Below are 26777 nucleotides of genomic sequence, written 5' to 3'. Positions count from 1 at the left end.
ACCGCCCGGCCCGGCACTCAGCCCAGGACGGTGACGACCGGTCCCGCGTCGCCCGTGGACCCGTCGACCCGGTACGCGGCGAGGACGCCGTGCACGGGATGCAGGGCGGTGACCTCGTCCGGCAGCGTCACCCGCCAGGCGACGCCCCCACTGGTGGCGTCGAGCGCCACGAGCACCTGCGGCGCGCTGCCGCCGGGGGCCGGCGCCATGGCGAGGACGTGACGACCGTCCGTCGCCACCGTGGCCTCGGGCAGCAGACCGCCCACGCGCCACCGCTCGGCTCCGGTGCCGGCGTCCAGGGCGAACAGCTCGGTGGCGTAGCCGGCGATCACGCGGCCGTCGAGGAGCACCGCGTCCTGCTGGTTGGCCGGCTGCTCGGAGCTCCACAGCGGATCCCCGTCGAGGTCCCACGCGTGCAGGCCACTGGTGTCGGACGTGAGCAGGAGCCCCGGAGCGCTGCCGTCGTCGACCGCGAGGCTGACCCAGCGTCCCGGCAGGGACCTCACTCCGTCCGGGCGCACCACGACCGTCGTCTCGCCGTCCTGCGTGAGGTCGAGGACGAGGACGGCGTCGCCGACCGTCCCGCGCACGTGGGAGTCCGGGGTCATCTGGTGGCCCTGCACGGTCGCGCCCGACGCGTCGAGCAGCATCAACGCGTCGGCCGTCACCACCGCGACGCCGTCGGTCGTCGCGTGCACCTCGGCGTACGACCCGTAGGCCGTCGTCGTCGTCGTGGGGAACGTCGTCTCCCACTCGACCGAGCCGTCCACGGTGATCGCGCGCACGTGGACGGCCGAGCCGTCCGCGCCCGCCAGCACCACGAGGTCGTCGAGCACGGCCACCGACGTCGAGGAGAGCGGCTCGCCCACCGCCGCCGAGAGGTCGCTCACGACCGACCCGTCGTGAGCGTCGAGCACGAGCAGCCGCGTCGTCGTCGGGGCGACCTGGCTGAGCGTGCCCCGCCCCACCACGGACACGCCGTTGTCGGCCAGGCACACCAGCAGGTCGCCGTCCCTGCCGTACTCCTCGCACCACCCGCCGCTGCGGACGACCTCGCCGCCCGGCAGCGGCTCGAGCACGTCACCGGGCGCGATCAGCTCGACCTCCCACGCGACGGTGCCGTCGGCGGGGTCGAAGGCACGGACCGAGGCCGCACCGTCCTCGCCCTGGGTGGACGTGACCAGCAGCCCGTCCGGTGTCCGGGAGCTCGCGCGCAGGAACCCGTCGTCCGCACCGGAGCGCAGCACGTGCACCGGGCCGTCCACGGCGTCCACGACGCCCGGCAGCCCCGCGACCGCCTCGATCCTCGCGCGTTCCCGGGACGCCACCACCGCCTGCCCGACGACGCCGACCGCCAGGAGCACGGCGACCAGCGCGGCACCGAGGACGAGCACGCGCCGGCGGGTGCGGCGGGACGCCCCGGTGGGGTCGTCGTCGCCGTGGTCCGCGGCTCCGCCCGGCTGTCTCCCGCCCCCCGGCGGCGCGCCGGTGGTGCCGTCGTCGTCCTCGACGAGCTCGACGTCCGTCCTCGCGTCGCCGCGTGCCACGGATGCAGGCTATCGACGCGTGGGTGCGCGGCGCGCGGGTTCCGCTCAGCCGAGGACGGTGAGGTCCCAGGAGTCTTCCTCGCCGGCGGAGACGCCCACGAGCAGGCCGGACACCGCCTGCAGGAACGTGAGCTCCGGTGGGAGCTCCGTGCGCCAGGCGATGGTGCCGTCGGTCGCGTCCAGCGCCAGGAGCTCCGCGTGCGGGGCATCGGCGGGTGCGGCGGGACGTGCCAGGAGGTGCCGTCCGTCCGTCAGGACCTCGTCCACCAGGACCAGGCCACCCCGGCGCCACAGCTCGCCGCCCGTGCGCGCGTCGAGGGTCATCAGCGAGGCGCCGACCGTGAGGTGGACGCGCCCCGCGAGCACGTCGAGCGACTCGATCGACGACGGCCGGTCCGCCGTCCACCGGAGCTCGCCGTCGGGGTCCCAGCCGTAGAGGTTCTCGTGGTCCACGGTCAGCAGCAGGCCGTGGGCGCTGCCGTCGTCGACGTGCGGGCGCAGCCACCGCCCGGGGACCTCTCCGACGTGGTCGTCCCACAGGACCTTGGTGGTCTCACCCTCGCCGACCCGCCCCGAGAAGAGATCCACCGGCGCCCGGTCCCCGGCGGTGGACACGAGCGCCGTCGCACCGGACGTGCCCTCGAGGAACTCATCCGAGCCGAGCGGGACGGCGCGCACCGTCGCGCCCGTGCCGTCCAGCACGCGCAGCTCGTCGGGCGTCGCCACGAGGAGGTGCTGCCCGAGGGGGACCACCTCCGCCCGCCGCAGGTCGACCCGGGCCGGCGACGTGGGTTCGACCGGGACCGTGTGCCGCCACGCGACGGCGCCGGCCCGGTCGACGGCCACGACCTGGGTGACGTCGTCCACCACGCTGCTGACCACGGCGAGGTCGTCCAGGACGAGGAACGCCGGTACTGCCCCCGTGCCGGCGACGGCGTCCGACAGGTCGGCGACGACGGTCCCGTCCTGCGGGTCCAGCAGCAGGAGCCGCGTCACGGTGGGCGCGAGGTACCGGAAGCCGTCGCCGTCGGGGACGGAGCCGTCGTCGCCGGCGAAGCAGGCGACCAGGGTGCCGTCCGCGCCGTGCGCCTGGCAGAAGCCGCCCTGCGGGGGCGCGTCCGGCTGGGGTGCGGTTGCCGGTGCCGCCAGCAGCTCCCGCTCCCAGACGACCTCGCCCGTCGCCGGGTCCAGCGCGTGCGCGATGGACGAGCCGTCGTCCCCGGCGTGCGCGCCGACGAGCAGCCCGCCGGCCGTGCGCACCGTCGTCCCCAGCAGGAGGTTGTCGGTGTCGTCCGTCCACAGGACCTCGGGCGGGGCGTCGAGCGGCGCGAGCACCCGCGGCAGCGTCGCCAGCACCGCGAGCCGGGCACGCTCCCTCGCCGCCTCGCGGACCTCCCCGACCACGGCGACCGCCACCAGGCCGACGACGAGCGTCACCGCGACGGTCAGCACCCGGCGGCGGGTCCGGGGGGACGGGTGGGCGTGACCGGGGGACCCGGGCCCGTCGGACGTGGAGCGGGCGTTCTCGTCAGGTGGCGGCGCGGAGCCGTCGAGCCCGTCGTCCTCGACGAGCTCGACATGCGTCCTCCCGCTGCGACGTGCCACGGCCGCACGCTAGCGCGGCCGCGGGGTGGCGCGGGCGGGATCGGCGGTCCTGGTCTGTGCCTTCGTGGGGACCGCCGTGACCGCGGCCGGCGCCGCCGCGAGTCCCGTGGACGTGCGTCACCCCCCGGCCGGGGGGGAGGGCCAGGGGGTGACGGTCCTTGGGGTGTCGACGACACCCGTGCACGGGGCGCGGGGTGCGCCCTCAGGTCAGCCGTTCATCCGGTGACGACGCCGGGCGAGCACGAGTGCTCCACCGCCGGCGATCGCGGCGATCGCGGCCAGCAGGCCGACGGCGGCCTGCGTACCCGTCGCGGCGAGCGTGTCGTCGTCGACCGCGGAGAGCACCTCGGCGCGCTCCGTCGGCGTCGGAGCCGGCGTGGTCGGCGCGGGGGTCACCGCGGAGGTCGCCGTGGGGGTGGGCTCGGGCGTCTCCGCCGGAGCCGGCAGCACCTCGCTCGTCTCCGACGGGGACGGCTCGGGCGTCGGGCTCGGCGCCACGGTGGGCTCGTCGTCCACGTCGCTGGTCGGCGACGGGCTGGGCGCGGGCGCCGGCGGCGGGGGCGGCGGGGGAGTCGGCGACGCCGACGGCGTGGGGACGACGACCGGGGCGCAGAACACGTCGAGGTCGACGATGTCCCTCACCTCGAAGTGGGCGTAGAACGCCAGCGTGTTCGGCACCGGGAACCCGCCCTGGTTGTGAGGCGGCGTGATGACGGTGGGTACCAGCGACGCCACGTCGAGCCCGCGGCCGGCCTCGCCGTCGCCCACGAGGTCCACCTGCAGGCCGTAGAGCTCCCGCTCCGCGCAGACCGCCGCGGCGTCGGTGGCGTCGAGCTCCAGCGGGATGATCTGCGGGTTGCGCGGCTGGGCCTTCGACGCCTCGATGCGGGCGGACGCGTCCGCCGTCGGCCACGCCCACACGTCGTGCAGCGCGACACGGTGCTGCCGCCCGCTGTTCCAGTACCCGGCGGGCTTGCGCACGTCGAGCTTCTTGTAGAGGAAGTACCCCGTGGCCTGGTCGCACGTGTAGGCGTCCCAGGGGATGACCTGGTCGGCGCGCGTGCCGCCGCACAGGTCGCCGGGGGCGGCGGTGGGCTGGGGCGCGGGCTTGGGCTTGCCGGGCTTGGGCTTGTCGTAGCCGGTCGAGTACCCGGGCTTGCCGGACCCGTGGTGCCCGCCACCGGTGGCGGACGCGGCGGTGGAGGGCAGCGCCACGAGGGCTGCGACGGACAGGATGACGAGGGGGAGACGGCGGTTCACGGAGGGACTCCTCGGCCGCGGACGCTTGGACGGGTGCCCGGGGACGACGGCCACGCCATCGGGCGTAACGGACAATAGAGGCAAACACCCGTCCGGTGGTGAACTTCTGTCCAAGTTGGGGGCGAATCATCCTTTTGGACGCCCTGGGGTCGGGTCGCAGGTCCCCGGGGGGCGTCAGGCGGGGTGGGCCAGCGACGCGACGGCGCGTGCCAACAGGTCGACGGAGGCTTCCGCGCGCTCGTCGTCGTGGTCGGCGACCCACGTCTGGATGACCCCGTCACCGGCTGACAGGACCAGGGCCGCCACGTGCTCCACGGGGGCGCTCCACGCGACGCCGCCGCGCTGCGACCAGGCCCCGAGGTGGCGTTCGATCTCCGCCAGGTACTGCTGGCGCTCCCAGGCCACGGCGTCGGACCCCGCGTCGTCACGCGCCGCGCGGATGAGCTCGAACATGGCGGCCTGGTGCTGCGGGTCGGCGCGCACGATGTCGAGCTGGGCGCGCAGGGCCTGGCGCAGCGCCGTCTCGAGGTCGTCGGTGTCGACGGCGGGGGCCCAGGCGGCGGCGGCGCCCCTCAGCTCGCGGTCGACGAGCGCCCGCACCAGCGCGGCCTTCGAGCCGAACGCGTAGTGGAAGATCCCGTGCGGCAGACCCGCGCGGTTCGTGACGGCCCGCGTCGTGAGGCCGGCGAGCCCGTGCTCGCGCAGCACGGCGAGCGCGGCGTCGAGCAGCTGTGCGCGACGCTCGTCGACGGGGCGGTGCCCGCCCACGGCCGGGAGGTTCACCCTTCCATCGTACGGGTGGACTTGGCCAAGCGACTTGGACAAGCGGCCAGTTCGCCCTACGGTGGAGTCACACACATCGTGACGCTCGGCAGGAGGGCATCGTGATCACCATCACCCCCGCCCGGCCCGGCGACCTCGCCGCCGCGGCTGCGGTGCTGGCCGAGGCCTTCGTCGACGACCCGGTCACCGGTGCGGTGCTGCGCCGTACGGGTGCCGACCGGCTGGGGTGCGCCCAGCACCTGTTCGTCGCGCTGCTGCGTCCGGCGATCGCCGACGGCACCGTCGACGTCGCCCGCCGATCGGGTGACGGCCAGGTGCTCGGCGTCGCGATCTGGGAGGCGCCCGGCGCTGTGACCACCATCGTGCGGCTCGCCGCCCAGCTGCCCTCGTTCTGGCGCGCGTGCGGCGCCGCGGGCCTGCGGCGCGCACTCGTCACCAAGCGCGCAGTCGAGCGGTACCGGCCCCGGCAGCCCCACTGGTACCTGCAGGAGATCGGCGTGGCGGCCGACGCGCGCGGTCGGGGCGTCGGCGGCGCGCTCCTCCACGCCCGTCTCGCGGACGTCGACACGCAGGACGCCGGGGCGTACCTGGAGTCGTCGACCGAGCGCAACCGCCGCCTGTACCGCCGCCACGGCTTCGTGGAGGGTGCACCCGTGCGCGGCGTCCCGGCGGCGCCCGTGACGATGTGGCGTCCGCCGGTGTCGCAGCGGACCCCGCGCCCGTCCGTCACCACCCCTGACCCGTCGGCCTGACCGACCCACCTCCCGCCGAGCGCGGTACTCAGCCGTCGAGCGCGCCACCAACGAGTAGCGCGGTCGACGGTGGTGTGCCGCGCTCGCGAAAACCCCTTGGCGGACGCGGCGACGCGACGTAGCGTCGTTCCCACACTGGAAGGAGGTGGTCCGCGACATGAAGTCTTTCCGGACGCGTGAGGTGGCTGCCCGCTAGCCGCCCGAGTCATCGGACGGACTGCACGGTCCGCTCATGCTCCGCCGGCGTCGACCGGCAGGGCGGCAGCGAATACCCGGCAGTCACCGCAGCCCGTGGGAGCCGCGACCTCGTCCTTCGCGGCAGGGCCCCCGTGAGGGGACCCGGCCCACGGGCTGTTCCCTGCCCATCTGCCGTGCGCGGGGGGTGAGAGGGTGGGGGTGTGGCACTCAAGTCCCCCGCAGAGATCGAGCAGATGCGCCCCGCCGGGCGGTTCGTCGCCGACGTCCTGACGTCGTTGCGCGCGTACGCCCGCGTGGGCATGACGACCAACGACCTGGACGCGCACGCCCGCGAGATGATCGCGAAGGCCGGCGCGCGGTCCGTGTACCTCGGCTACCACCCGAGCTTCGGGGCGATGCCGTACCCGGGTGTCCTGTGCACGTCCGTCAACGACCACGCGCTGCACGGCCTGCCGTCCGACCGCGTCCTGGCCGACGGCGACGTGGTCAGCATCGACTTCGCGTGCGAGGTCGAGGGCTGGGTCGCCGACTCCGCCCTGACGTTCCAGCTCGGCACGACGACGCCCGAGGCGCAGCGCCTCATCTCGACGACCGAGCAGGCGCTCGCCGCAGGCATCGCCGCCGCGCAGCCGGGTGGCCGCATGGGCGACATCTCGGCGGCGATCGGCCGGGTCGCGCGGCAGTCCGGGTTCGGTCTGAACACCGACTTCGGCGGGCACGGCGTGGGCCGGACGATGCACGAGGACCCGCACGTCGCCAACGACGGCCGCCCGGGCACCGGCATCCGCCTCAAGCCGGGCACGGTCATCGCCATCGAGCCGTGGCTCATGGCGGGCAGCAGCGACTACGTCGTCGACGACGACGGCTGGACCATCCGCAGCGCCGACGGCGCGCTCGCCGCGCACGCGGAGCACACGGTGGCCATCACCAAGCGCGGCCCGGTGGTCCTGACGGCACGCGACTGACCGTGAGGGGTGTCGTCGCGGCCAGCCGACGGCAAACCCTCACTCTCTTCGCCGATCCGGACGGTCGGTGGTGCGAACCGGTCACGCCGCCGGGCGCCGTCGGCCAGGATGGCCGCATGAGCGCAGATCACGGCATCTCCGGCATCCCGGCCGCGCGGCCGGTGGAGGCCCACGCCTATCGCGAGGAGCCGTACGCCGACACGCCGCCGTGGTACCGCGACGGCTACCTGTGGGCGGGGTCCGGCGTCGCCGTGCTGGCCCTGGCGACGGGCTACTACGCCGACATGCTGCCGGCGGCGCTCGCGACGACGGCCGTCATCAGCGTGTGGCGCACGGTGCAGGTCCGGCGGGCGGGCGTCCGGTGGTGGACCTGGCTCGAGATCGTCCTGGCGGTGCTCTTCGTGGTCGTCGTCCTGGCGGGCACCGACGCCGTCGCGGAGTTCACGGTCGCCGGGCTCGCCGTCCGGCTGGCCGTCGGGGCGCTCGTCGGCGTCGTCGTCGTCGCACTGCTCAGCGCCGTCAGGCGTCGTCGCGCAGCTCCGGCGGGACCTGCGACGGCGGAGTGACGCCCACGGGCTCGACGAGCACGAGCGGGTCCTCGTCGAGGTCGAGGACGCGCGAGCGGGCCGGTGCCGTCAGGGCGGTCTCGAAGCGCACGGTCGCCTCGCGGCCGCGCACGTGCACGACCCACCCGCGGCCGAGGGTCGCGTGCTCGACGTCCAGACCGGGGCGCGCGTTGGACTCCTCGAGCGGCCGGCCCACCTGGGAGCCGCCGAGCGGTCGTCCCACGACGGCCTTCTCGGCCCCGACGAGCCGGGCGTCGTCCTCGACGAGCGTCGCGACGACGTCGTCGATGCCGGGTGCCGTCATGCCGTCGGGGAGCGCGGGGCCGGACGTGGTGCCGTCGACGACGTCGCCCGCGTCCCCGTCGCCCGGGACCGTCGCCCAGGCGTCCGCGAGCCGACCGCTCACGTGGTCGTGCTCGCCGACGACCGCCCGCCGCGGCGCGTCGAACAGGTGCGCGTCGAGGTCGAGCGCGAGCTGCGCGTGCGGCGACAGCGCGTGGAACGCCACGCCCAGCAGTCGCACGGGCTCGACGACCCCGGCCGCGAGGACCGCGCGCCGGGCGGCGTCGCGCAGCTCGGCGTCCGCGGCGGTCGGGTGCGGGAACGTCACGGAGCGCGTCACGGTCGAGAAGTCGGCGTAGCGGACCTTGGCGACGACGGTCCGCGCGGCCCCGCCGTGACGCTCGAGCCGCTGCAGGGCCTCGTCGACGACGTCGTCCACGGCGGACAGCACGACGTCGCGGCCCCGCAGGTCGACCGCGAACGTGCGCTCGGCGCCGGCGGACTTGCGCTCGGTCGTCGTGACGACGGGCCGGTCGTCCAGGCCGCGGGACATGAGGTACAGCCCGGTGCCGTGCGCCTCCCCGAGCGTCATGGTGAGGGTGTCGAGCGGTTGGCGCCGCAGGTCCGCGACGGTGCGCACGCCGAGCCGCTCGAGCGCGCCCTGCGTCGCGGGTCCGACGCCGGGGACGGTCCGCACGTCGAGCGGCAGCAGGACGGCGTCCTCGTCCTCGGGCCGGACGACGACGACGCCGCCGGGCTTGCGCAGGTCCGAGGCGATCTTGGCGACCAGCTTGGAGCGGCCCACGCCGACCGACACGGTCAGGCCCGTGAGCTCGGCGACGCGGGCCTGGACCTGGGCGGCGGCGTCCTCCGGCTCGGGGGTGCCGCCCGGCGCCAGCGCGAGGTCCGCGAACGCCTCGTCGATCGACAGCGGCTCCACCGCCGGCGTCAGCTCGCGCAGGACGTCCATGATGACCTGCGAGTACGCGGCGTACGCGGCGAACCGGGGGACGAGCACCGCGGCGGCGGGGCACAGGCGTCGGGCCCGCGCCATGGGCATCGCGGACCGTGCGCCGGCGCGCCGGGCCTCGTACGACGCCGTCGACACGACGCCCCTCCCGCCGACGCCCCCGACCAGGACCGGCTTGCCACGCAGCGACGGCTTGTCGCGCTGCTCGACGGCGGCGAAGAACGCGTCGGCGTCCAGGTGCAGCACGGTCGCGGCGTCCCGCACGCGCACGGCGTCGACGAGCCGCCGCGCCTGCTCACCGGACGGGTCCACGCCCCCATCTTCCGTCGTCCCGCCGCCGGGCTGCGCCGCGGCTCCCGGGGAGCGTCCACGTGGCGGGACGGCCCTGCAGCGAGACCGGGCGCAGCGGCGTCAGGGGCCGGCATGAGCCGACCCAGCCCGGTCTCGCGGAGGAGACATCCCGGGATGTGGGACAGGGGCGGGCCGCCCGGCGGCGGCGGTCGCGGACCGGCGCCTCAGCAGGCCGCGTGCACCGACCCCGGTGCCGTGCGGGGCGACACGTCGCGGTCACGCAGGACGACCGAGAGGCCCGGTCTGCGGGTCGCCGGGTCCGACTGCTCGGCGCACAGCGCGTCGAACGACGCGCGGTCGTACTCCACGTCGAGCACCACGGGGTAGGCGGACGTGTACACGTCGCACTCCTGCCACTGGTGGCACTCCTCGGCGACGGCGAGGTCTGCGCCGAGCTCGCGCACCTGGGTCGTCAGCTCGGCCGCGTTCTTCTGCGCGAATGCCAGGCCCACGGCGTGCGCCCGCTCGATCAGCAGCGCCACGTACGCGAGGGTGTCCGCCGGGGCGATGCGTCCGAGGGACCGCGTGTGGGAGTCGAGGTTGTCGACCTCGACGGCGTCGAACCCGGCGGCCGCGCACGCGTCGATCAGGCGTCCGACGCGGTCGGCGACGCGCGCGCGCAGGTCGGGCGTCGTGAGGTCGTAGAGGACCTCGTCGGGCCAGCCGTCGTCGCGCACGGGCTCGCCGCCGTGGTGCAGGACGAGCCCGGGGTCGGTGCGCAGCAGACGCTCGGTCTCGCCGGGCTGCGTCTGGAAGCCGTTGACGTAGCAGACGTCGTAGCGGCCGGTGGGTGCGGCCGTGGCGTCGCGGACGACGGTCACGGTGTCCGCCGCCGGCTCGTCGGTACCGCCGAGCTGGTACTCGAACCGCGCACCGGGCGCGGGCAGGGTCACGGGCCGCACCGTGGGCGTGGCGGTCGGTGCGGACGCGGGTGTCCCGGTGGGCGTGGGCGTCACCGACGGGAGGGGCGGCGCGGGCGCCGGTGCCGGGGTGCCGGCCGGCGCCGACGACGCCACCGGTCCGGGTGCCACCGTCCCCACCTGCGGGGACGCGGCGGTGGGCGCGCTGCTCGGGGACACCGGTGCGGCAGCCGGGTCGGGCGCCGGTCGGCAGGCGGGGAGCAGCAGCGCGACGGCGCAGGCGGCGACGAGGGCGGTCACCCTGCGCGTCGTCGTCGGCACGCGGTCACTGTAACCGGGCGTACCCGGCACCCGCGCCGGTCCACACGGACGAGTGACCCGCGGGCTCCGGTACCGTGAGAATCATCACGGATTGGTAACGGACGGCCCGTGACCTGCAAGGATGTTGCGGTGCCTCGTCCTTACCGTGTGATGACCGTCTGCACCGGCAACATCTGCCGCTCACCCATGGCCGAGATCGTGCTCCGCGAGCGTTTCGCGGCCGCGGGCCTCGCCGACGCCGTCGAGGTCGACTCGACCGGCATCAGCGACGAGGAGCGCGGCAACCCCGTGGACTGGCGCGCGCGCTCCGTGCTGCGCCGCCACGGCTACCCGACGGGCGAGGGGCACCACGCCCGTCAGATCCTGCCGGAGCACCTCCTCGAGCGGGACCTGGTGCTGCCGATGACCGCCACGCACGCGCGCTCGCTGCGCCGGATCGCCGGCGGGGACCCGGCCGCGACGTCGCGCATCCGGATGTACCGCAGCTTCGACCCCGCGGCGCCGGCCGAGCCCGGGCAGCCGGAGCACGTCCTGGACGTCGACGACCCCTGGTACGGCCCGGAGGAGGGTTTCGAGACCACGCTCGCGGAGGTCGAGGCCGCCGCCGACGGGATCGTCGCGCACGTCCGCGAGGCGCTCGACTACCGCAACGGGCTCACCGACTGACCTCGTCGGCCGGCTCACGCCCCGGACCTCACCCGCACCTGGGACGGGCGATCACGCCGACGTGTGGCACGGTGCTCGCTGTGCCCGACGCGATCCGCCACGTCCTGTTCCCCGGCCGCCACCACCTGGTCACCGCCTTCCAGGTCGCCTACCTGACGGACCTGCTCGCCGGCCGCGTCCGCGACGCCGACGGCGCGCTCGTGACCTGCGCACCGGACGCCCGCGTCGTGTGGGCGCTCACGTCCGCGACGCACAGCGGCACGCGCCGCAACCCGGTCCCCGCGCACCGCCGCGAGGCGATGATCGAGGCGGTCACGGCCCGGGCGGGTCTGCCCTCGCTCGTCGTCCCGGTCGCCGACGTGCCGCCGAGCCCGCGGTTCGCGCACACCGTCCTCGCGACGTGCGAGATGGTCCTGGGGGCCGCCCTGAGCCCCCACGACACGGTGGTCGCGTGCTCGACGCCGCAGGTCGCGGCGATGTACGCCGCGGACGGCTTCCGCGTCGCGACCGTCGAGCAGGGCGCGCCGGGCGACCCGGACCGGCCGTGGGACGTGCTCGAGCGGATGGTCGCGGGCGACGACGCGTGGCGCACGCTCGCGCACCCCGAGGCGGTCGCGTTCTACGAGCGGTACGGGCTCGACGCGCACGTCCGCCTCGTCCACACCGACCCGACCGTGCAGGACGACGGCGACCTCACCGGGACCCGCGACTACGCGACGTACACCGCGGCCTTCGACGACGCGTCGGACCGCAAGTGGGCGCAGGTCGCGCCGCACGTGCGGCCGGGGCGGGTCGTCGACCTCGGGTGCGCGGCGGGCGGCCTGCTGGAGCGCGCGGCCCGGGACCCGCGCCTCGCGGAGTCCGACCTGTACGGCGTCGACGTGTCCCGGCACCTCGTCGCCGAGGCCGAGCACCGTCGCGCGCAGGGCGTGTTCGCCAACCCCAACGTGTTCTTCGCGCAGCGCAACCTGCTGCTGGGCCCGGTGTTCCCGGAGCGGTCCGTCGACACGACGACGACGATCGCGTTGACCCACGAGATCGCCAGCTACGGCGACGGGCGCGCGGACCTCGAGCTGCTGGCGCGCCGGATCTTCGAGCACACCCGCCCCGGGGGCGTCTGGATCAACTCCGACGTGCTGGGGCCGGGCGACCCGGAGCGTCCCGTCGACCTCGTGCTCGACGGCGACGCGGACGCCTCGGCGCGGGACCTGTCGGGCCTGCCGCGCGCCGAGGCCGCCGCGTACGTCGCCGGTCTGTCGCCCGCGGCGCGGCTCGTGCAGTTCACGCAGGACTTCCCGGCGCTGTCCGGCGCCGACGTGAAGGTCGAGTGGGTCGGGCGCGGCGCGGATCGCAGCGTCGCGCGCACGACGCTGCGCACCGCCATGGAGTACCTGTACACGCGTGACTACACCGACTCCTGGCTCTCGGAGTGCCACGAGCGCTTCTGCGACCTGACGGGCGACGACTGGGCGGACCTGCTGACGGGCGTCGGCTTCGAGCTCGACCCGGGCAGCGGGCCCTGGCGCAACGACTGGCTGGTCGAGAACCGGCTGCGCGTCGGTGCGGCGCTGCGCGACCCCGCGACGGGCGAGCCGGTGGACTGGCCCGACACGCACGTGCTGACGGTCGCGCGACGGCCGCTCGTCCCGGTGGGGTGACGCGGCCCCGGCCCGGCGGCCGACGGCTCGCCGTCGCGGCGGTCGTCCGGCCTTGAGTACCGAGAAAACTCGACGAGTGCCGACAATTCTCGGCGATCGCCCCGACCTCGTGCGGACGTCCCCGCGCCGCCCGCGCGGCAGACTGACCTCATGAAGGTCGCCGCCCGCGCGCACGTGCCCCCGTTCGCCGTCATGGAGATCCTGGCCGCCGCCAACGCGCGCCGCGCTGCGGGTGAGCACGTGCTCAACCTGTGCGCGGGGGAGCCGTCGACCGGCGCGTCGGACGTCGTGCGGCAGCGCGCGATCGAGCTGCTGACGTCCGGCGACCTGGGGTACACCGAGTCGCTCGGCGCACCCGGGCTGCGTGCGGCGATCGCCGCGCACTACGGCGCCACGTACGGCGTCGACGTGGACCCCGGGCGCGTGGCGGTGACCACGGGGTCCTCCGGGGGGTTCATGCTCGCGTTCCTCGCGGCGTTCGACGTCGGCGACCGCGTCGCGCTGGCCCGGCCCGGGTACCCGGCGTACGCGAACATCCTCACGGCGCTGGGCTGCGAGGTCGTCGACCTGTCGTGCGGCCCCGAGCAGCGCTACCAGCCGACCGTCGCGCAGCTCGAGGCCCTGGACCAGCCGGTCGAGGGCCTCGTCGTCGCGTCGCCCGCCAACCCGACGGGCACGATGATCGAGCCGGACGAGCTCGCGGCCCTCGCCGCGTGGTGCGGCGAGCACGGCGTGCGCCTGGTCAGCGACGAGATCTACCACGGCATCACGTACGCCGACGCGTCCGGCGCGACGCCCGCGACGGCCACCGCCGCGCAGTACCTGGGCACGGGCGCCGTCGTCGTGAACTCGTTCTCCAAGTACTGGGCCATGACGGGCTGGCGCCTGGGGTGGCTGGTCCTGCCCGACGACCTCGTCACGCCCGTCGACGCGCTCGCGGGCAACGTCGCCCTGTGCCCGCCCGCGCTCGCGCAGCACGCGGGCGTCGCGGCGTTCAGCGCCGACGGCATGGCGGCCGCGCGCGCCAACGTCGAGCGGTACGCGGACTCGCGCCGGCTGCTGCTCGACCGGCTCCCGGACCTCGGCTGGGACCCCGTCGCGCCGGCGGACGGCGCGTTCTACCTGTACGGCGACGTGTCGGTGACGGGGCTGGACGCGGTGACGTACTGCGCGCGCCTGCTCGACGAGGCGGGCGTGGCGATCACCCCGGGGACGGACTTCGACCCCGTGGGCGGGGGCAGCTGGGTGCGGCTGTCGTTCGCGTCGTCGCCGCAGGTGGTCGCCGAGGCGGCCGACCGGGTCGTCGCGTGGCAGCGCGGGCTCTGACGCCTGCCGCCGCACGCCGGCGGGGTCAGGCGGCGTGGTCCTCGAGCGGGGACGTCACCACGGTGATGCGCTCGGGATCGATGCCCTGCGCGACGCACCGCACGACGCGCTCGACGTCGGCCACGCTCGCGTCGGCCGCGAGGACCAGCCCACCGCCGTTGCCCGGCTCGTCGGCGCCCACGTAGGCGTCGACGACCATCGGGTCCTCGGCGCACACCGCGACCGTCCTCAGGTCGCCGGCCACGAGCACCGTCCACGGGCCCTGCGCCGGGATGTCGACGACGGACGACCCGCCGCCACCACCGAACACGGCGAGCGCCCCAAGCAGCGTGGTGCCGACGAGGGCGGCCACCACGACGACGGCCGTCGCGCGGGTCCGCCTGGCGCGATCGCGCACGGTCCCTCCCTCTGTCCGGAACCCGGGCAGCCTAACCCGCGCGCCTGCGAGGCCCGTCGCTGCCCGCCGGGTACTCCTCGAGGGGCACGACGCCCGCCGCCCACGCGTCGAGGATCGGCTCGACGATGCGCCAGCCCTCCTCCGCCTCGGCCGCGCGGGCCGACAGGCGGGTGTCCCCGTCGATGACGGCGAGCAGCAGCTGCCCGTACGGCGTGGGGTCCTGACGGGCGAGCTCGGTGTCGAGGACGACCTTCTCGAGCGCGAACGGGTCGCCGATCCCGTTGACGTTGAGGTGCAGGGACATCCGGTCGGGGTCGAGCTGCAGGCGCAGCTCGTTGCGGGTCGGAGGGGCGCCGTCGAACACCCGCAGCGGCACCTCACGGAACCGCACGACGATCTCCCGGCGGCTCGCGGACAGCGCCTTGCCGGTGCGCAGCCGGAACGGCACGCCGGACCACCGCCACGTGTCGACGAACAGGGTGACCTCGGCGTACGTCTCGACCTCGCGGTCCGGGTCGACGCCCGGTGCGGCGGCGTACGCGTCGACCTCGCGCCCGTCGACCTCGCCCGCGACGTACCGGGCGCGGCGCGTCCAGCGGGCGACGGACTCGTGGTCCGGTGTCCGCACGGCCCGCAGCACGTCGACCTTGCGCGACGCGAGGTCCGCGGGCGCGACAGACGTGGGCGGCTCCATCGCCACGTACGTCAGCAGCTGCAGCAGGTGGTTCTGCACCATGTCGCGCAGCGCGCCGGACCGGTCGTAGTACGACGCGCGGGCCTGGGCGTCGACCGTCTCGTCGAAGACGATGTCGACGGACGCGACGTGCGTGCTGCTCCACAGCGGCTCGAGGACGCGGTTGGCGAACCGCAGGCCCAGCAGGTTCAGCACGGTCTGCTTGGCGAGGAAGTGGTCGACGCGGAAGATCTTGTCCTCCGGGAGCAGCTCGCCCAGCGCCGCGTTGAGCTCCGCAGCCCCGGCCAGGTCCTCCCCGAACGGCTTCTCGACGACGACCCGCAGCCCGTCGGGCAGGTCGACGTCCGCCAGCGCGTGCACCACCGGCAGGAACAGCACGTGCGGCAGCGCGAGGTACAGCACGAGGGGGTCCGCGCCCTGCACCTCGCACGCCGCGATGGCGGTGCGCAGCGTCTGCGGGTCGGTGACGTCGCCGTGCACCCACACGACCCGGTCGACCAGTGCCGTGACGTCCGGGTCCGGCTCGCCGTCCGCGTGGTACGCGACCTTCTCGTGCACCAGGGCGCGGAACCCGTCGTCGTCCAGGTCGTCGTTCGCGACGCCGACGAGCCGCAGGCCGCCGTCCACCATCGACTCGACGCGCGCGAGCCCGGGCAGGATGTAGCGGGCGGTGAGGTCGCCGGTGGCGCCGAGGACGACGAGGCCGGCGGTCACGGGCGGGCTCGCGTCGGGCCGGGGGCGTGGGGGAGGTCGCGGCTGGTCGGGGTCATGGCACCCATCGTCACGACTGGCGGCGGTGCGCGCGCGGTGAGGGGACGATCCGGGCGTGTCGCCCACCGTGCCAGGACCACACCGCAGCGGCGGTCCCGTCAGGCTCTCCACGGCCTCGCGGTTGGTCTCCCAGCGCTCGTGCCACGCGGGGAGACGATCAGCTCCGGTGGTCGGTGCGCTTCCCACCGAAGTCGCTCCCCGGCGACGCAGACTGTTGCACTAGCGCTGAATTCAGCATCTTATGTACTGTCGTGGCCATGGAGACCGTGACCCTGACGCACACGGCCGCGCTGGCGCGGCTCGGGCACGCGTTGTCGGACGAGACGCGCACGCGGATCCTGCTGGCACTGCGCGAGGCTCCGGCGTACCCCTCGGACCTGGCGGACGCGTTGGGCGTGTCCCGGCAGGTGATGTCGAACCAGCTCGCGTGCCTGCGTGGCTGCGGGCTCGTCGAGTCGATCCCGGACGGCCGAAGGACCCTGTACCGGCTGGGCGACGCCCACCTCGCGTCGGCGCTCGGCGACCTGCTCACCCTGGTGCTCGCCGTCGACCCCGAGTGCTGCGGCCCGGACTGCACCTGCGCATGAGCGCCGTGTCGATCGGTCCGCGGCCCCTGGACGCCGCCCGCCGGGCGGTGCTGCAACGCCGCATCCGTTGGGTGGTCACCGCCACCATCTCCTACAACGTCATCGAGGCGGTCATCGCGATCGCCGCCGGACGTGCGGCATCCTCGTCAGCGCTGATCGGCTTCGGCCTGGACTCGGTCGTCGAGGTCCTGTCCGCCGCCGCCGTCGCCTGGCAGTTCGCCGCGCCCGACCCCGAGGCCCGCGAGAAGGTCGCGATGCGCGCGATCGCGGTGTCGTTCTTCGGCCTGGCGCTGTTCGTGACGATCGACGCCGTCCGCACCGTCCTCGGTGGTGCCGAGCCTGACCACTCGACGGTCGGGATCGTGCTCGCCGCCGTGAGCCTCGCGATCATGCCCGCCCTGTCGTGGTTCGAGCGCCGTACGGGGCGCGAGCTCGGCTCAGCCTCCGCGATCGCTGACTCGAAGCAGACCCTCGTCTGCTCCTACCTCTCCGGCGTCCTGCTCGTCGGGCTCGTCCTGAACAGCACCCTGGGCTGGTGGTGGGCCGACCCGCTCGCCGCCGTCGTGATCGCCGGGTTCGCCGTGCGCGAGGGTCTCGAGGCGTGGAAGGGCGACGCCTGCTGCACACCGGTCGCCCAGCTCGTCGGCGACCAGGACGGGCACTGCGGCGACAGCTGCCTCACCCACGACGGGAAGGACGGCACCCGATGACGCGGGGAGCTGCGGCACTCGTCGCGCTCGTCCTCTACGTGGCCGGGTGCGCGGTCGTGTTCGGGTGGCGCAGCTGGCGACAGCGTCGCCAGACGGGAGCAGCCGGCTTCCGCGGGATCAGCGGCACACCGGGATCCGCCGGTTGGTGGGGCGGCGTGCTGTTCGTCGCCGCCGTCATCCTGGCCGCGGCCGCCCCGATGCTCGAGCTCCTCGCTGACGGCACGTCGGCGCTGCCGCTGTGGATGCCCGTCGTCGGGCTCGTCGTCACGGTCGCCGGCTTCGCCGGAGTCCTGCTCTCGCAGGTCACGATGGGGCGGTCATGGCGCATCGGCGTCGACGCCGGTGAACGCACCGACCTCGTCACCACCGGGGTCTTCGCCGTCGTGCGCAACCCCGTCTTCACGGCGATGGTCCTGGCCCTGTCGGGCCTGGTGCTCCTGGTGCCCTCGCTCGCATCGCTACTGGCGCTGGCGGCGCTGATCACCGCCGTGCAGCTGCAGGTCCGCATCGTCGAGGAGCCGTACCTGCGGACCATGCACGGCCGGCACTACACCGAGTACGCCGCCCACGTCGGCCGCTTCGTCCCAGCCGTCGGCCGCCTCCGTCCGCAACCTGTCGGCGACGCTGCGTAGCTGCCCAGCCCGCGCGGATGCAGGCCGACGTCGACCTCGTCCCGTACGCGCGTGGGCTCGCCGATCGCACGCAGGAGTGGCTCGGGACGAGGATCCCGGGCCTCTGAGCCGAGGTCGCTGCCGTAGCGGCGGCGCGGAGCCGCCCCTCGCTCGGAACTGGTCGACCAGATGACCACTTGCCGCTGGGGAAGCCCACGGACGTGACCACTTCGCCCCCTCGGCGGGTGAGGCCGGCGGGCCGCTCCTAGAGTCGCTCGCATGGACGGGCCCGGGCAGGTGCGCATCGGCATCTCCGGGTGGCGCTACGCCCCCTGGCGTGGCGTGTTCTACCCGCCGGGGCTGCCGCAGCGGCGCGAGCTGGAGTACGCGGCCCGGCAGCTCGGGTCGGTCGAGATCAACGGGTCCTTCTACTCGCTGCAGCGCCCCGACAGCTACCGCGCGTGGCGCGCGGACACCCCCGACGGCTTCGTCTTCTCGATCAAGGGGCCGCGCTTCGTCACGCACATGAAGAAGCTCGCGGGCGTCGAGACACCGTTGGCCAACTTCTTCGCCTCCGGCGTGCTCGCGCTCGAGGACCGCACCGGGCCCGTCCTGTGGCAGCTGCCGCCCAACCTCGGGTTCGACCCGGACCGTCTCGCCCGGTTCTTCGACCTGCTGCCGCGCTCGACGGCGGCCGCCGCGGAGCTGGCCGCGCACCACGACGACAAGGTCCCCGAGGGACGCGCGCTGACGACCGTCGAGGCGGACCGCCCGCTGCGGCACGTCGTCGAGGTGCGGCACGACACCTTCGTGGACCCCGCCTTCCCCGAGATGCTGCGCGCGCACGACGTCGGGCTCGTCGTCGCCGACACCGCCGGGCGCTGGCCGCACCTCGAGGACCTCACCAGCGACGTCGTCTACGTGCGGCTGCACGGCCACAGCGAGCTGTACGTCTCGGGATACGACGACGACGCGCTCGACGCGTGGGCCGCGAAGGTGCGCGCGTGGTCCACGGGCACGCCGCCACCGGACGGCCCGCGGGTGAGCCCTCTCGCCCCGGACCGGCCGCGTGACGTGCACGTCTACTTCGACAACGACGTGAAGGTGCGCGCACCGTTCGACGCGATGGCCCTCGCAGCGAAGGTGGGCGCGGGCCCGGTGCAGCACGAGGCGGACGACCGCGACCACCCGGTGCACAGCCGGTTCACGTAGGTTCGTCCTCCCGCCCGTCGACGGAAGGAACGCACCATGCAGTGCCCCGTGGACCAGACCCAGCTCGTGATGACCGAGCGCCAGGGCGTCGAGATCGACTACTGCCCCGTGTGCCGCGGCATCTGGCTGGACCGTGGCGAGCTCGACAAGATCATCGACCGCGCCGCGTCGACGTCGCCGGCGGCACCCGTCGACCCGCGGGCCGTCCCCGGACCCGGCTTGCCGCCGGTGTACGGCACCCCCGACCCCCGCGCGTACGACGCGCCCGGGTACGACCGGCCCCGGTACGACGGCGTCCGCGACGACCAGGGACGCGGCGACCGCGCCCGCGACGACCGCGGCTACGACCGTGACCGGGGCTACGACCGCGGCTACGACGGTCGCAAGCGCAAGAAGAAGGAGTCCTGGCTCGAGGACCTCTTCGACTTCTGACGCCACCCACCCACCCCGGGCGTGAGAGTGCATTCCAGTCACCCCCAGGGGGTGAGAGGGCATTCCAGTCACCCCCCAGGGGGTGAGAGGGCATTCCAGTCCCGCCCGGGGGGGTGAGAGGGCATTCCAGTCCCGCCCGGGGGGTGAGACGGCATTCCAGTCCCGCCCGGGGGGTGAGAGGGCAATCCAGTCCCGCCCGGGGGGGTGAGAGGGCAATCCAGTCCCCGTGCCGAGAGTGCGATCCGGCTCCCTGGATGCTTCGGAACCCGTCGATCCGAGGCGCGGTCGCGCACGCCGGCCGACGCGCCGTGCCGCGCGGCCGGGTGCGCCCGGGCCTGGCGTGCTGCAGAGGTGCGGTCTAGCGTGCGACGCGTGCCGGACCCGCTGCACTTCGATGCGCACGCCGACGTCTACGCCCGGGCCCGGCCGCCGTACCCGCGGGAGCTGTGGGCGTGGCTCACAGACCACGGTCTGCTTGGTCCCGGGACGCGTGTGATCGAGCTCGGCGCGGGGACCGGCCAGGCAACCGGTCCGATGCTCGCCGTGGGCGCAGCCGTGACGGCGGTCGAGCCGGGTCCGGCCCTCGCTGCGCGGCTGCGCGCGGCGTGCCCGGCGGCGACGGTGCGCGTCGGCACCGCGGAGTCGGTGACGCTGCCGGTTGCCGCCTTCGACCTGGCCGTCGCGGCGACGTCGGTCCACTGGCTCGATCTGGACGTGGTCCTGCCCGCGCTGCACCGCGCGCTCGTCCGCAGCGGGCGGTTCGCCGTCTGGCGCAACGCCTTCGGTGACCCGACGGCGCCCGTCACGCCCTTCCGTGAACGCGTCGCCGAGATCGTCGCGCGCCGTGGGCCGGACCGTGCGCGGCCAGGACCCGGCGAGCTCGACGACGCCGCGTGGGTCGAACGACTGACAGCCGGGAACCGGTTCGTCGCGGTCGCTGTCGAGGAGTTCCGCTGGTCGGTCGACCTTGCCACGGAGCAGGTCCGCGACCTGTTCACGACGTTCAGCGACTGGGAACCCGGTGAGGTGGCCGAGGCTGCCCGTGCCGTCGACGAGCTCGGCGGTCACGTCATCGAGCACTACGTCACGCCGCTCATCGTCCTGGACAGGGTCGACGCCCCTTGACCTTGAGGACGCCCATCCGGCGGTCTCCGGGCGGCAGGCGCCTGGGCCGGGGGTGACTGGATTGCACTCTCGCGCCTGGGGTGGGTGGCGGGCGCCTGGGGTGGGGCCGGGGGTGACTGGATTGCACTCTCGCGCTTGGGGGTGAGGGGGCAATCCAGTCGCGGTCGGGGCGGGAGGGCGCGGCGGCTTCGGGCCGTCGTGCGCTGCAGGGTGCCGATGCGGCGGTGCAGCGTGCGGGGGTGGACGCTGGAGGTGTGCCGGATGCCCGACGACCCGCGCCCGGCCGCGAGCCGACGCCCCGCGGTGGGCTCCCCGCGTCGTGGCGGGACCACGTACCGGGTGTCGCCGTGGCCCTGGGCCTGGGCGCGGCGGGTGCCGCACTGGGCGCGGCGGTCCCGCTGCTGGGTGGCGCCGTGCTGGCCCTCGCGATGGGCGTCGCGCTGCGCGAGGTCCTGTCCCGCGGGCCGGTGGCGTGGGCGCACGCGCTGGAGCCGGGGGCCCGCACGTGCTCCACCATCGCGCTGCAGGCGGCCGTCGTGCTGCTGGGGTTCGGGCTGTCGCTGGGGCAGGTCGCGCAGACCGGCGGGCGGGCGCTGCCCGTCATGCTCGTCACGCTCACGGTCGTCCTGCTGCTTGCCGCGCTCCTGGGACGTCGGCTCGGCCTCGACTCCGACACCCGCACCCTCATCGGGGTCGGCACCGGCATCTGCGGGGCGTCGGCCATCGCCGCGACGAGTGCGGTGATCCGGGCGTCGCAGACGACCATCGCGACGGCCATGGCGACGATCTTCACCTTCAACGTGCTCGGGGCCATCACCTTCCCGCTGCTGGGCGACGCGATGGGTCTGTCGCAGGAGGGGTTCGGGACGTGGGCCGGCACCGCCGTCAACGACACGTCGTCGGTCGTGGCGGCGGCGACGGCCTACGGGGCGCTCGCGCTCGAGACGGCGGTCGTCGTCAAGCTCACCCGCACCCTGGCGATCGTGCCGGTGACCCTGGCGCTCGCCGTGCGGCAGGGCCGCCGCGACCGCGCCTCGGCCGAGGCGACCGGCGGGGGCACGCCCTGGACGCGCCTCGTGCCGCCGTTCCTGGTCCTGTTCCTGCTCGCGTCGGTCGTCACGACGCTCGGCTGGTTCCCCACGACGTGGGAGGGCGGCGCGGACACCGGCGCACGTGCCCTGACGGCGGTCGCGCTCGCGGGCGTCGGGCTGCTGACCCCCGTCGACGCGCTGCGCCGGGCCGGCTGGCGGCCGCTCGCGCTGGGCGGTGCGCTGTCGGCAGCGGTGGCGGTGACCAGCCTGGCCGTGCAGGCGGTGACCGGGGCCCTGTGACGGAGGGCGTGCGACGAGCCGGGCGCCTCAGGGCCGGGCGGCACGCTTCTCGCGGGTGTAGCCCACGAGGTCGACCGCCACCGGCACGATGGTGAGCGCGAAGAAGACGAGGACCAGCGCCATGCCGGAGCTGAGCGCCCGGTCCCAGTCGCCACGTGCCGTCGTGCCCACGCCCGCCGGGCCCAGCGCGGCGAGGAACAGGGCGCCGACCGTCGCGGTGCCCAGAGTCGACCCGATGCGGGACGAGGTCTGGCGCACCGCGTTGGCGCTGCCCGCCTCCGCGGCCGGGATCTCCGCGTTGGTGACACCGAGGTTCATGGACATGACCAGGGCGATCCCGACGCCCAGCACGGCGAGCGGGACGACGATCGCCCACAGGATCACCGCGGTGCTGTCGTGGAAGACCTCGACCGCTGCCCAGGTGACGGCGGTGCCGCCGACCATGAGCGCGACGCCGACCAGCTCGACGTGCCGAGGGCGCGACGCGACGCGCGACGCCACGGGTGCCGCCGCCAGCGAGCCGACCGCCAGCGGCAGCAGCATCGCGCCCGCGGCCACGGGGTGCAGACCGAGGCCGGAGCGCAGGTACAGCGTCAGGACGTACAGCAGTGCCGTGACCGCCGCCTGGTAGCTGAGGTTGAGCGCCACGCCGCAGGTGTACGAGCGGCTCCGGAACAGCGCGAGGTCGACGACGGGGGCGCCGCCGTGGCGCTCCAGTCGCGACTCCCACGCGGCGAAGGCGGCGAGGACCACGGCGGCCGCCACCAGTGACGCCGCCACCACACGCCCCGGCAGCTCCGACATCTCGAAGAACGGCACGAGGAGCAGCACGAGCCCGACCCAGAGCAGCCCGACGCCGACCACGTCGGGCCGCGGTGGTCGGGTCGTCGCGATCGCGGGGCGCGGTAGCCACAGTGCACCGCCCACGAGCGAGACGAGTCCCAGCGGGACGTTCACCCAGAACACCCACCGCCAGCCCGCAGCGCCCAGCACCCCACCCAGGAAGGGCCCGGTGGCGACGGCGGCGCCCACCACCGCGGTGTAGACGGCGAACAGCCGCGCCCGGCGCGCCGGTGCGACCAGGTCGCGGATGAGAGCCGTCGCCTGGGGGTTGAGGAAACCCCCGCCGAACCCCTGCACGACACGGGCCACGATCAGGACGCGGGGCTCGGGGGCCAGCGCGGCCACCAGGCTCGCGGCGGTGAAGATCGTGATCCCGGCGAGGAACGTGGGCCGGCGCCCGCGGGTGTCGCCGATGCGCCCGGTGACGACCATCGCCAGGCCGTACGCGAGCAGGTAGCCGGACACCACCCACTGCAGGTCGCTCGCGGTGGCGCCCAGGTCACGCCGCAGCTCCGGCAGGATCGAGTTGACGGTGCTGATGTCGGCGACCCCGAGGGCCACCGCCCCGACGACGACCGCGAGGCCGGGGCCGGTGCGCGCCGTCATGGTGCACCTGCACGGGCGCGGGGCTGCACGGTCGCGCGCCGGGGCGCGCGAGCCGACGGCGTCCCCCCGGTGGCCATGGCTCGACGGTAGGACGTGCGGCGTGGCCCTGCTCGTCGGCGCCCGGCGGTGGTGGCGAGTGGGTCTCCGGCTGCGGGTCGTGGCGTCCGCGATCGTGACCGCGACGGTGGCCCCGGACGCCTGACCACGGTCCTCCGGTCAGGACAGCACGTCCTGGGCGGAGGACCCCAGCAGCACGCGGTACCGGCCGGGCTGCTGCGCGAGCTCCTCGTGCCGACCCGACTGGACGATGCGTCCCGCCTCCAGCACGACGATCCGGTCCGCGTGCCGCACGGTCGACAGCCGGTGGGCGATCATCAGGATCCCGGCGTCGCCGAACAGCTCGCCCATCGCCGCCCGGACGCGGGCCTCGGTCGCGGTGTCCAGGTGGGCCGTCGGCTCGTCCATGACGACGAGGGCGGGTCGCTTGAGCGCGGCGCGCGCGATGGCGAGCCGCTGCCGCTCACCGCCGGACAGGCGGTGCCCCTTCTCACCGATCACCGAGTCGAGGCCGTCGTCCAGCTGCTCGACGAGGCCGTCGAGGGCGACCGCCCGGCACACCTCGAGGAGCTCGCGCTCCGTCGCGTCGTGGTTCGCGTACCGGAGGTTGTCGCGGACGCTCGCGTGGAGCACGTACGGCTCCTGCGGGATGTAGGCGATGAGTTCGGCGCGCCGCTGCTCGTCCAGGTCGCGCAGCGCGGACCCGGCGATCTCGACGACGCCCTCGTCGCAGTCCACGAGCCCCGCGGTGATCCCGGCGAGCGTCGACTTGCCGGCACCGGAGGACCCGACGACGGCGACGACCTCGCCCCGGCCGATCGTCAGGTCGATGCCGTCCAGGGCGTTGCCGCGCGGGCGCTCGTCCTGCGGCGCGTCCCCGGACCCGACGATCTTCCCGTTCAGACCGGTGATGGGCAGCCACGGGATCGACAACGCGTCGCCGGCGTGGGACAGCCCGTCGATCGAGTACGAGGCCACCGCCGGGTAGCGGTAGCGCACGCCCACCATCCGCAGGGCGGGCGTCACCTCGCGTACGTCGGCGTCGCCTGCGGGGGGAGCGTCGGGGGCAGCGTCGGGGGACGGCCGCACGACGGTGCCCGGGCGGCCCGACGCCTGCGGCGTGCGGGGCGCGGCCGGCCCGGCGGCGAGGACGGCCTCGACCCGGTCGAGGGCGATCGACGAGCGCATCCGCGGGTACCGGGTGTTCAGCAGGCTCTGGACGGGTGCCTGCAGCTGCTGCAGGTAGAGCACGACGAGGATGACGCTGCCGACGGTCACGCCCTGCTCGGCCACGAGCCACACGCCCATGGCGAGCGCACCGGCGGTGATGACGACGAACGCGGTCCCGTAGCTGGCACCCGAGGTCGCCGCCGCCCTCGCCGTCGCCGCGGACAGGCCGGCGAGCACGTCGGCCTGCTCCGCGAAGCGCCCCTGCTCGCGCCGGGTCTGCCCGTTCTGGCGTGCGAGGAGGGCGCCGTCGCGGCTGACGAAGGTCTCGGCGGACGACGCCAGCTCCTTGGTCACGTCGAACGACCGCGCGATGAGCTCGTTGATCCGTGCCTCCGCCTTGCGGACGTACGCGATGGCGACGGGGATGACGACCAGCAGCACGAGCAGCCGCGGGTCGACGAACGCGACGATCACCACCGACGTCACGATCGTCGTCACACCCGACACCACGACGGGGATCACCGACGTGTACATCGCCTCGGCGCCGTTGGCGTCGCTGGTCAGGCGGCTGACGACGGCTCCGGGCCGGACGGTCGTGTAGAAGTTGATCGGCATGGTGGTCAGCCGGCGGAACATCGACGACTGCATGTCCGCGATGACGGCGCCCGCGGCCCTCGTCGAGACCACCCGGGCCGCGTACGTCATCCACACGCCGAGCAGCCCGAGGCCCAGCATCGCGCCGATCTGCCAGGCGACCTGCGAGCCCACGGTCCGCTCCTGGACGAGCCCGTCGACGACCGACCGGAGCAGCAGGACCTGGATCAGCGGGGCGATGCCGCCGACGACCTGGAACACGTAGGACCACGCGAACCGTCCCCGGTGCGCACGGACCAGCTCCCGGACGTGCGCGTGCCGGGGGGCGTCCGGGCGGACGTCCGACCGGCTCACGACACCGGCCCCGTGGTACCGGTCGTCGACGCGGGCTCGGGCGTGACCCCGGCGGCCGCCAGCGCCTCGTCGACACGGGCCTGCACCCGCTGCGCGGTCCGCCGACGCCGCCACCGGACCAGCAGCACGCCGCCGACGACCAGCACCAGCAGCGCGAGCTGCGACCACGGCAGCACCCACGCGCTCACGTCCGCCGACTCGCCGCGCAGCGCGGCGTCGACGACGTCCTCGCCGACGACCCACGGCCGTACGTCCACGTGACCGGTGACGCGGACGAGGGGCCACACCCGCAGCTCCGCCTCCACGAGCGCCGACTGGCCCGGCAGCACCTCGCGGACCTCCGTGCCGTGCTCGGCCTCCGCGATCCCGAACGGGCCGGCGAGCGTCGTCGCTGCGCGGGCCGCGAGCCGGACGTCACCGGTGTTCGCCACCCGGTACCGCACGTGCACGGTGCCCGGTGCGAACGGGTTCCACGACGGCTCCCAGCGCGTGGTGACGTCCTGCGGTGCGAGCGACGCCACGACGTCACCGGTGACGCGCAGGTGCAGGCGCGTGCCGACGCGCGCGGCGAGCCGCACCGTGTCGCCGGCGACGAGCTCGGCGACGACACCTGCGGGGTGGTCGCCCGGCGTCGCGTCGGCGGGGACCGTGACGGTCAGCGGCACGGTCACGACGGCGCCGGGGTCCAGCGTGAGGCGCAGCGTGCGCCCGTCGACCCGCTCGGCGCCGGGGGCGTCGCCCAGCGTGATCCACGCACCCCCGTCGCGCGGTGCGCCGTCGCCGGGCGGGAGGTCGAAGTGGCCGGAGTCGGACACGACCCCGTCGCCGGCGTACACCGCGAAGGTCGCGGGACCGTCGCTGAAGTTGGTGATCGCGACGTGCTCGGTGACGGACGCACCGGGGTCGAGCACGTGCCGCAACGAGATGCGCCCGTCGGGCCCCTCGGCGGTCGCCGGCTGCACGGCCCAGGTCACCGTGCCGCCGGGGGCCCCGGCACCGGGGTCCTCGCGAGCACCGTCGTCGGACGTGCCGGCGGCGGGGCCCACGACGAGCCCTCCTCCGACAGCGAGGAGCGCAGCGACGACGACAGCACGGACCAGGTTGCGCACGGGAACGTCCTCCATGAACTGTGGGGTGCCGAGCCCGTACTTCGGCGGCTTCCGGCGGGCCATG

At 74.9% G+C, this 26777-nt stretch carries 24 protein-coding genes; 13 read left to right on the top strand and 11 right to left on the bottom strand.

Going from position 1 to position 26777, the window contains the following annotated elements; genetic code table 11:
* Window positions 1–17: 17 nt before the first annotated feature.
* The 4 genes from IR158_RS09795 to IR158_RS09780 all read right to left on the bottom strand — a co-directional run bounded on the left by IR158_RS09795 (window position 18) and on the right by IR158_RS09780 (window position 5195).
* Window positions 18–1547 (bottom strand): PQQ-binding-like beta-propeller repeat protein, encoded by a 1530-nt coding sequence (locus IR158_RS09795; protein WP_291812475.1) that lies wholly within the window; start codon window positions 1545–1547, stop codon window positions 18–20.
* Between the two features lie 45 nt (window positions 1548–1592).
* Window positions 1593–3152: a PQQ-binding-like beta-propeller repeat protein gene (locus IR158_RS09790; protein ID WP_291812474.1), complete on the bottom strand. Its 1560-nt coding sequence runs from the start codon at window positions 3150–3152 to the stop codon at window positions 1593–1595.
* Between the two features lie 207 nt (window positions 3153–3359).
* Entirely contained in the window at window positions 3360–4412 is a 1053-nt protein-coding gene (locus IR158_RS09785; RefSeq protein ID WP_291812472.1) for an LPXTG cell wall anchor domain-containing protein, read from the bottom strand.
* Window positions 4413–4586: 174 nt separating this feature from the next.
* Window positions 4587–5195 (bottom strand): TetR/AcrR family transcriptional regulator, encoded by a 609-nt coding sequence (locus IR158_RS09780; RefSeq protein WP_291812471.1) that lies wholly within the window; start codon window positions 5193–5195, stop codon window positions 4587–4589.
* Window positions 5196–5296: 101 nt separating this feature from the next.
* On the opposite strand from IR158_RS09780, the gene IR158_RS09775 reads away from it, so the two are divergent.
* The 3 genes from IR158_RS09775 to IR158_RS09765 all read left to right on the top strand — a co-directional run bounded on the left by IR158_RS09775 (window position 5297) and on the right by IR158_RS09765 (window position 7676).
* Window positions 5297–5947 (top strand): GNAT family N-acetyltransferase, encoded by a 651-nt coding sequence (locus IR158_RS09775; protein WP_291812470.1) that lies wholly within the window; start codon window positions 5297–5299, stop codon window positions 5945–5947.
* Window positions 5948–6345: 398 nt separating this feature from the next.
* Window positions 6346–7110 (top strand): type I methionyl aminopeptidase, encoded by a 765-nt coding sequence (map, locus tag IR158_RS09770; protein WP_291812467.1) that lies wholly within the window; start codon window positions 6346–6348, stop codon window positions 7108–7110.
* A gap of 116 nt (window positions 7111–7226) precedes the next feature.
* Window positions 7227–7676 (top strand): hypothetical protein, encoded by a 450-nt coding sequence (locus tag IR158_RS09765; RefSeq protein WP_291812465.1) that lies wholly within the window; start codon window positions 7227–7229, stop codon window positions 7674–7676.
* Here IR158_RS09765 and IR158_RS09760 read toward each other — a convergent pair.
* Window positions 7630–9240 (bottom strand): DNA polymerase IV, encoded by a 1611-nt coding sequence (locus IR158_RS09760; protein ID WP_291812463.1) that lies wholly within the window; start codon window positions 9238–9240, stop codon window positions 7630–7632. The genes IR158_RS09765 and IR158_RS09760 overlap by 47 nt on opposite strands.
* Window positions 9241–9443: 203 nt before the next feature.
* The gene (locus IR158_RS09755) at window positions 9444–10460 is read right to left on the bottom strand and encodes an endo alpha-1,4 polygalactosaminidase (protein WP_291812462.1); all 1017 of its coding nucleotides are present in this window, start codon (window positions 10458–10460) and stop codon (window positions 9444–9446) included.
* Window positions 10461–10610: 150 nt separating this feature from the next.
* On the opposite strand from IR158_RS09755, the gene IR158_RS09750 reads away from it, so the two are divergent.
* The 3 genes from IR158_RS09750 to IR158_RS09740 all read left to right on the top strand — a co-directional run bounded on the left by IR158_RS09750 (window position 10611) and on the right by IR158_RS09740 (window position 14110).
* On the top strand, window positions 10611–11126 hold the full coding sequence (locus IR158_RS09750; protein WP_291812460.1) for a low molecular weight protein-tyrosine-phosphatase: 516 nt from the start codon (window positions 10611–10613) through the stop codon (window positions 11124–11126).
* An 80-nt stretch (window positions 11127–11206) separates the two neighbouring features.
* Window positions 11207–12784 (top strand): class I SAM-dependent methyltransferase, encoded by a 1578-nt coding sequence (locus IR158_RS09745; protein WP_291812458.1) that lies wholly within the window; start codon window positions 11207–11209, stop codon window positions 12782–12784.
* 150 nt (window positions 12785–12934) lie between these two features.
* Window positions 12935–14110: an aminotransferase class I/II-fold pyridoxal phosphate-dependent enzyme gene (locus tag IR158_RS09740; RefSeq protein ID WP_291812456.1), complete on the top strand. Its 1176-nt coding sequence runs from the start codon at window positions 12935–12937 to the stop codon at window positions 14108–14110.
* A gap of 25 nt (window positions 14111–14135) precedes the next feature.
* Here IR158_RS09740 and IR158_RS09735 read toward each other — a convergent pair whose 3' ends face one another.
* Both IR158_RS09735 and IR158_RS09730 read right to left on the bottom strand, forming a co-directional pair.
* Window positions 14136–14507 (bottom strand): hypothetical protein, encoded by a 372-nt coding sequence (locus IR158_RS09735; protein WP_291812453.1) that lies wholly within the window; start codon window positions 14505–14507, stop codon window positions 14136–14138.
* A gap of 31 nt (window positions 14508–14538) precedes the next feature.
* Window positions 14539–15915 carry a glucose-6-phosphate dehydrogenase gene (locus tag IR158_RS09730; RefSeq protein ID WP_291812451.1) on the bottom strand — a complete coding sequence of 459 codons (1377 nt, stop codon included), beginning with the start codon at window positions 15913–15915 and terminating at the stop codon, window positions 14539–14541.
* Between the two features lie 314 nt (window positions 15916–16229).
* Here IR158_RS09730 and IR158_RS09725 point away from each other — a divergent pair, with 314 nt between their 5' ends.
* The 7 genes from IR158_RS09725 (at window position 16230) to IR158_RS09695 (ending at window position 21980) form a co-directional block, all read left to right on the top strand.
* A complete protein-coding gene (locus IR158_RS09725) occupies window positions 16230–16559 on the top strand; it encodes a metalloregulator ArsR/SmtB family transcription factor (protein WP_291812450.1) in 330 nt (109 codons plus the stop codon).
* Window positions 16556–17269 carry a cation transporter gene (locus IR158_RS09720; RefSeq protein ID WP_291812448.1) on the top strand — a complete coding sequence of 238 codons (714 nt, stop codon included), beginning with the start codon at window positions 16556–16558 and terminating at the stop codon, window positions 17267–17269. The genes IR158_RS09725 and IR158_RS09720 overlap by 4 nt, the downstream gene beginning before the upstream one ends.
* Complete coding sequence (locus IR158_RS09715) at window positions 17266–17901, top strand: isoprenylcysteine carboxylmethyltransferase family protein (protein WP_291812446.1); 636 nt, start codon at window positions 17266–17268, stop codon at window positions 17899–17901. The genes IR158_RS09720 and IR158_RS09715 overlap by 4 nt, the downstream gene beginning before the upstream one ends.
* A gap of 258 nt (window positions 17902–18159) precedes the next feature.
* The gene (locus IR158_RS09710) at window positions 18160–19092 is read left to right on the top strand and encodes a DUF72 domain-containing protein (protein WP_291812444.1); all 933 of its coding nucleotides are present in this window, start codon (window positions 18160–18162) and stop codon (window positions 19090–19092) included.
* A gap of 36 nt (window positions 19093–19128) precedes the next feature.
* Window positions 19129–19524 carry a zf-TFIIB domain-containing protein gene (locus IR158_RS09705; protein ID WP_291812442.1) on the top strand — a complete coding sequence of 132 codons (396 nt, stop codon included), beginning with the start codon at window positions 19129–19131 and terminating at the stop codon, window positions 19522–19524.
* 372 nt (window positions 19525–19896) lie between these two features.
* Window positions 19897–20649, top strand: coding sequence for a methyltransferase domain-containing protein (locus tag IR158_RS09700; protein WP_291812440.1), 753 nt, complete (start codon window positions 19897–19899; stop codon window positions 20647–20649).
* Window positions 20650–20996: 347 nt separating this feature from the next.
* Window positions 20997–21980 (top strand): putative sulfate exporter family transporter, encoded by a 984-nt coding sequence (locus tag IR158_RS09695; RefSeq protein WP_291812438.1) that lies wholly within the window; start codon window positions 20997–20999, stop codon window positions 21978–21980.
* A 27-nt stretch (window positions 21981–22007) separates the two neighbouring features.
* On the opposite strand, the gene IR158_RS09690 is transcribed toward IR158_RS09695, so the two are convergent.
* The 3 genes from IR158_RS09690 to IR158_RS09680 form a co-directional block, all read right to left on the bottom strand.
* Window positions 22008–23429: an MFS transporter gene (locus IR158_RS09690; RefSeq protein ID WP_291812436.1), complete on the bottom strand. Its 1422-nt coding sequence runs from the start codon at window positions 23427–23429 to the stop codon at window positions 22008–22010.
* A gap of 216 nt (window positions 23430–23645) precedes the next feature.
* Window positions 23646–25604 carry an ABC transporter ATP-binding protein gene (locus tag IR158_RS09685; RefSeq protein WP_291812434.1) on the bottom strand — a complete coding sequence of 653 codons (1959 nt, stop codon included), beginning with the start codon at window positions 25602–25604 and terminating at the stop codon, window positions 23646–23648.
* On the bottom strand, window positions 25601–26776 hold the full coding sequence (locus tag IR158_RS09680; protein WP_291812432.1) for a hypothetical protein: 1176 nt from the start codon (window positions 26774–26776) through the stop codon (window positions 25601–25603). Before IR158_RS09680 ends, IR158_RS09685 begins: the two co-directional genes overlap by 4 nt.
* Between the last annotated feature and the right edge of the window lies 1 nt (window position 26777).

The sequence above is a fragment of the Cellulomonas sp. genome (assembly GCF_015234515.1).
Classification (GTDB): Bacteria; Actinomycetota; Actinomycetes; order Actinomycetales; family Cellulomonadaceae; genus Cellulomonas.
This window is presented reverse-complemented; position numbering and strand designations above follow the sequence as displayed.

What these genes read in the sequence shown, in the direction of transcription:
- IR158_RS09765 (WP_291812465.1), top strand. Translation starts at nt 7,227, where the DNA reads ATGAGCGCAGATCACGGCATCTCCGGCATCCCGGCCGCGCGGCCGGTG.
- IR158_RS09750 (WP_291812460.1), top strand. Translation starts at nt 10,611, where the DNA reads ATGACCGTCTGCACCGGCAACATCTGCCGCTCACCCATGGCCGAGATC.
- IR158_RS09740 (WP_291812456.1), top strand. Translation starts at nt 12,935, where the DNA reads ATGAAGGTCGCCGCCCGCGCGCACGTGCCCCCGTTCGCCGTCATGGAG.
- IR158_RS09725 (WP_291812450.1), top strand. Translation starts at nt 16,230, where the DNA reads ATGGAGACCGTGACCCTGACGCACACGGCCGCGCTGGCGCGGCTCGGG.
- IR158_RS09720 (WP_291812448.1), top strand. Translation starts at nt 16,556, where the DNA reads ATGAGCGCCGTGTCGATCGGTCCGCGGCCCCTGGACGCCGCCCGCCGG.
- IR158_RS09715 (WP_291812446.1), top strand. Translation starts at nt 17,266, where the DNA reads ATGACGCGGGGAGCTGCGGCACTCGTCGCGCTCGTCCTCTACGTGGCC.
- IR158_RS09710 (WP_291812444.1), top strand. Translation starts at nt 18,160, where the DNA reads ATGGACGGGCCCGGGCAGGTGCGCATCGGCATCTCCGGGTGGCGCTAC.
- IR158_RS09705 (WP_291812442.1), top strand. Translation starts at nt 19,129, where the DNA reads ATGCAGTGCCCCGTGGACCAGACCCAGCTCGTGATGACCGAGCGCCAG.
- IR158_RS09690 (WP_291812436.1), bottom strand. Translation starts at nt 23,429, where the DNA reads ATGACGGCGCGCACCGGCCCCGGCCTCGCGGTCGTCGTCGGGGCGGTG.
- IR158_RS09680 (WP_291812432.1), bottom strand. Translation starts at nt 26,776, where the DNA reads ATGGCCCGCCGGAAGCCGCCGAAGTACGGGCTCGGCACCCCACAGTTC.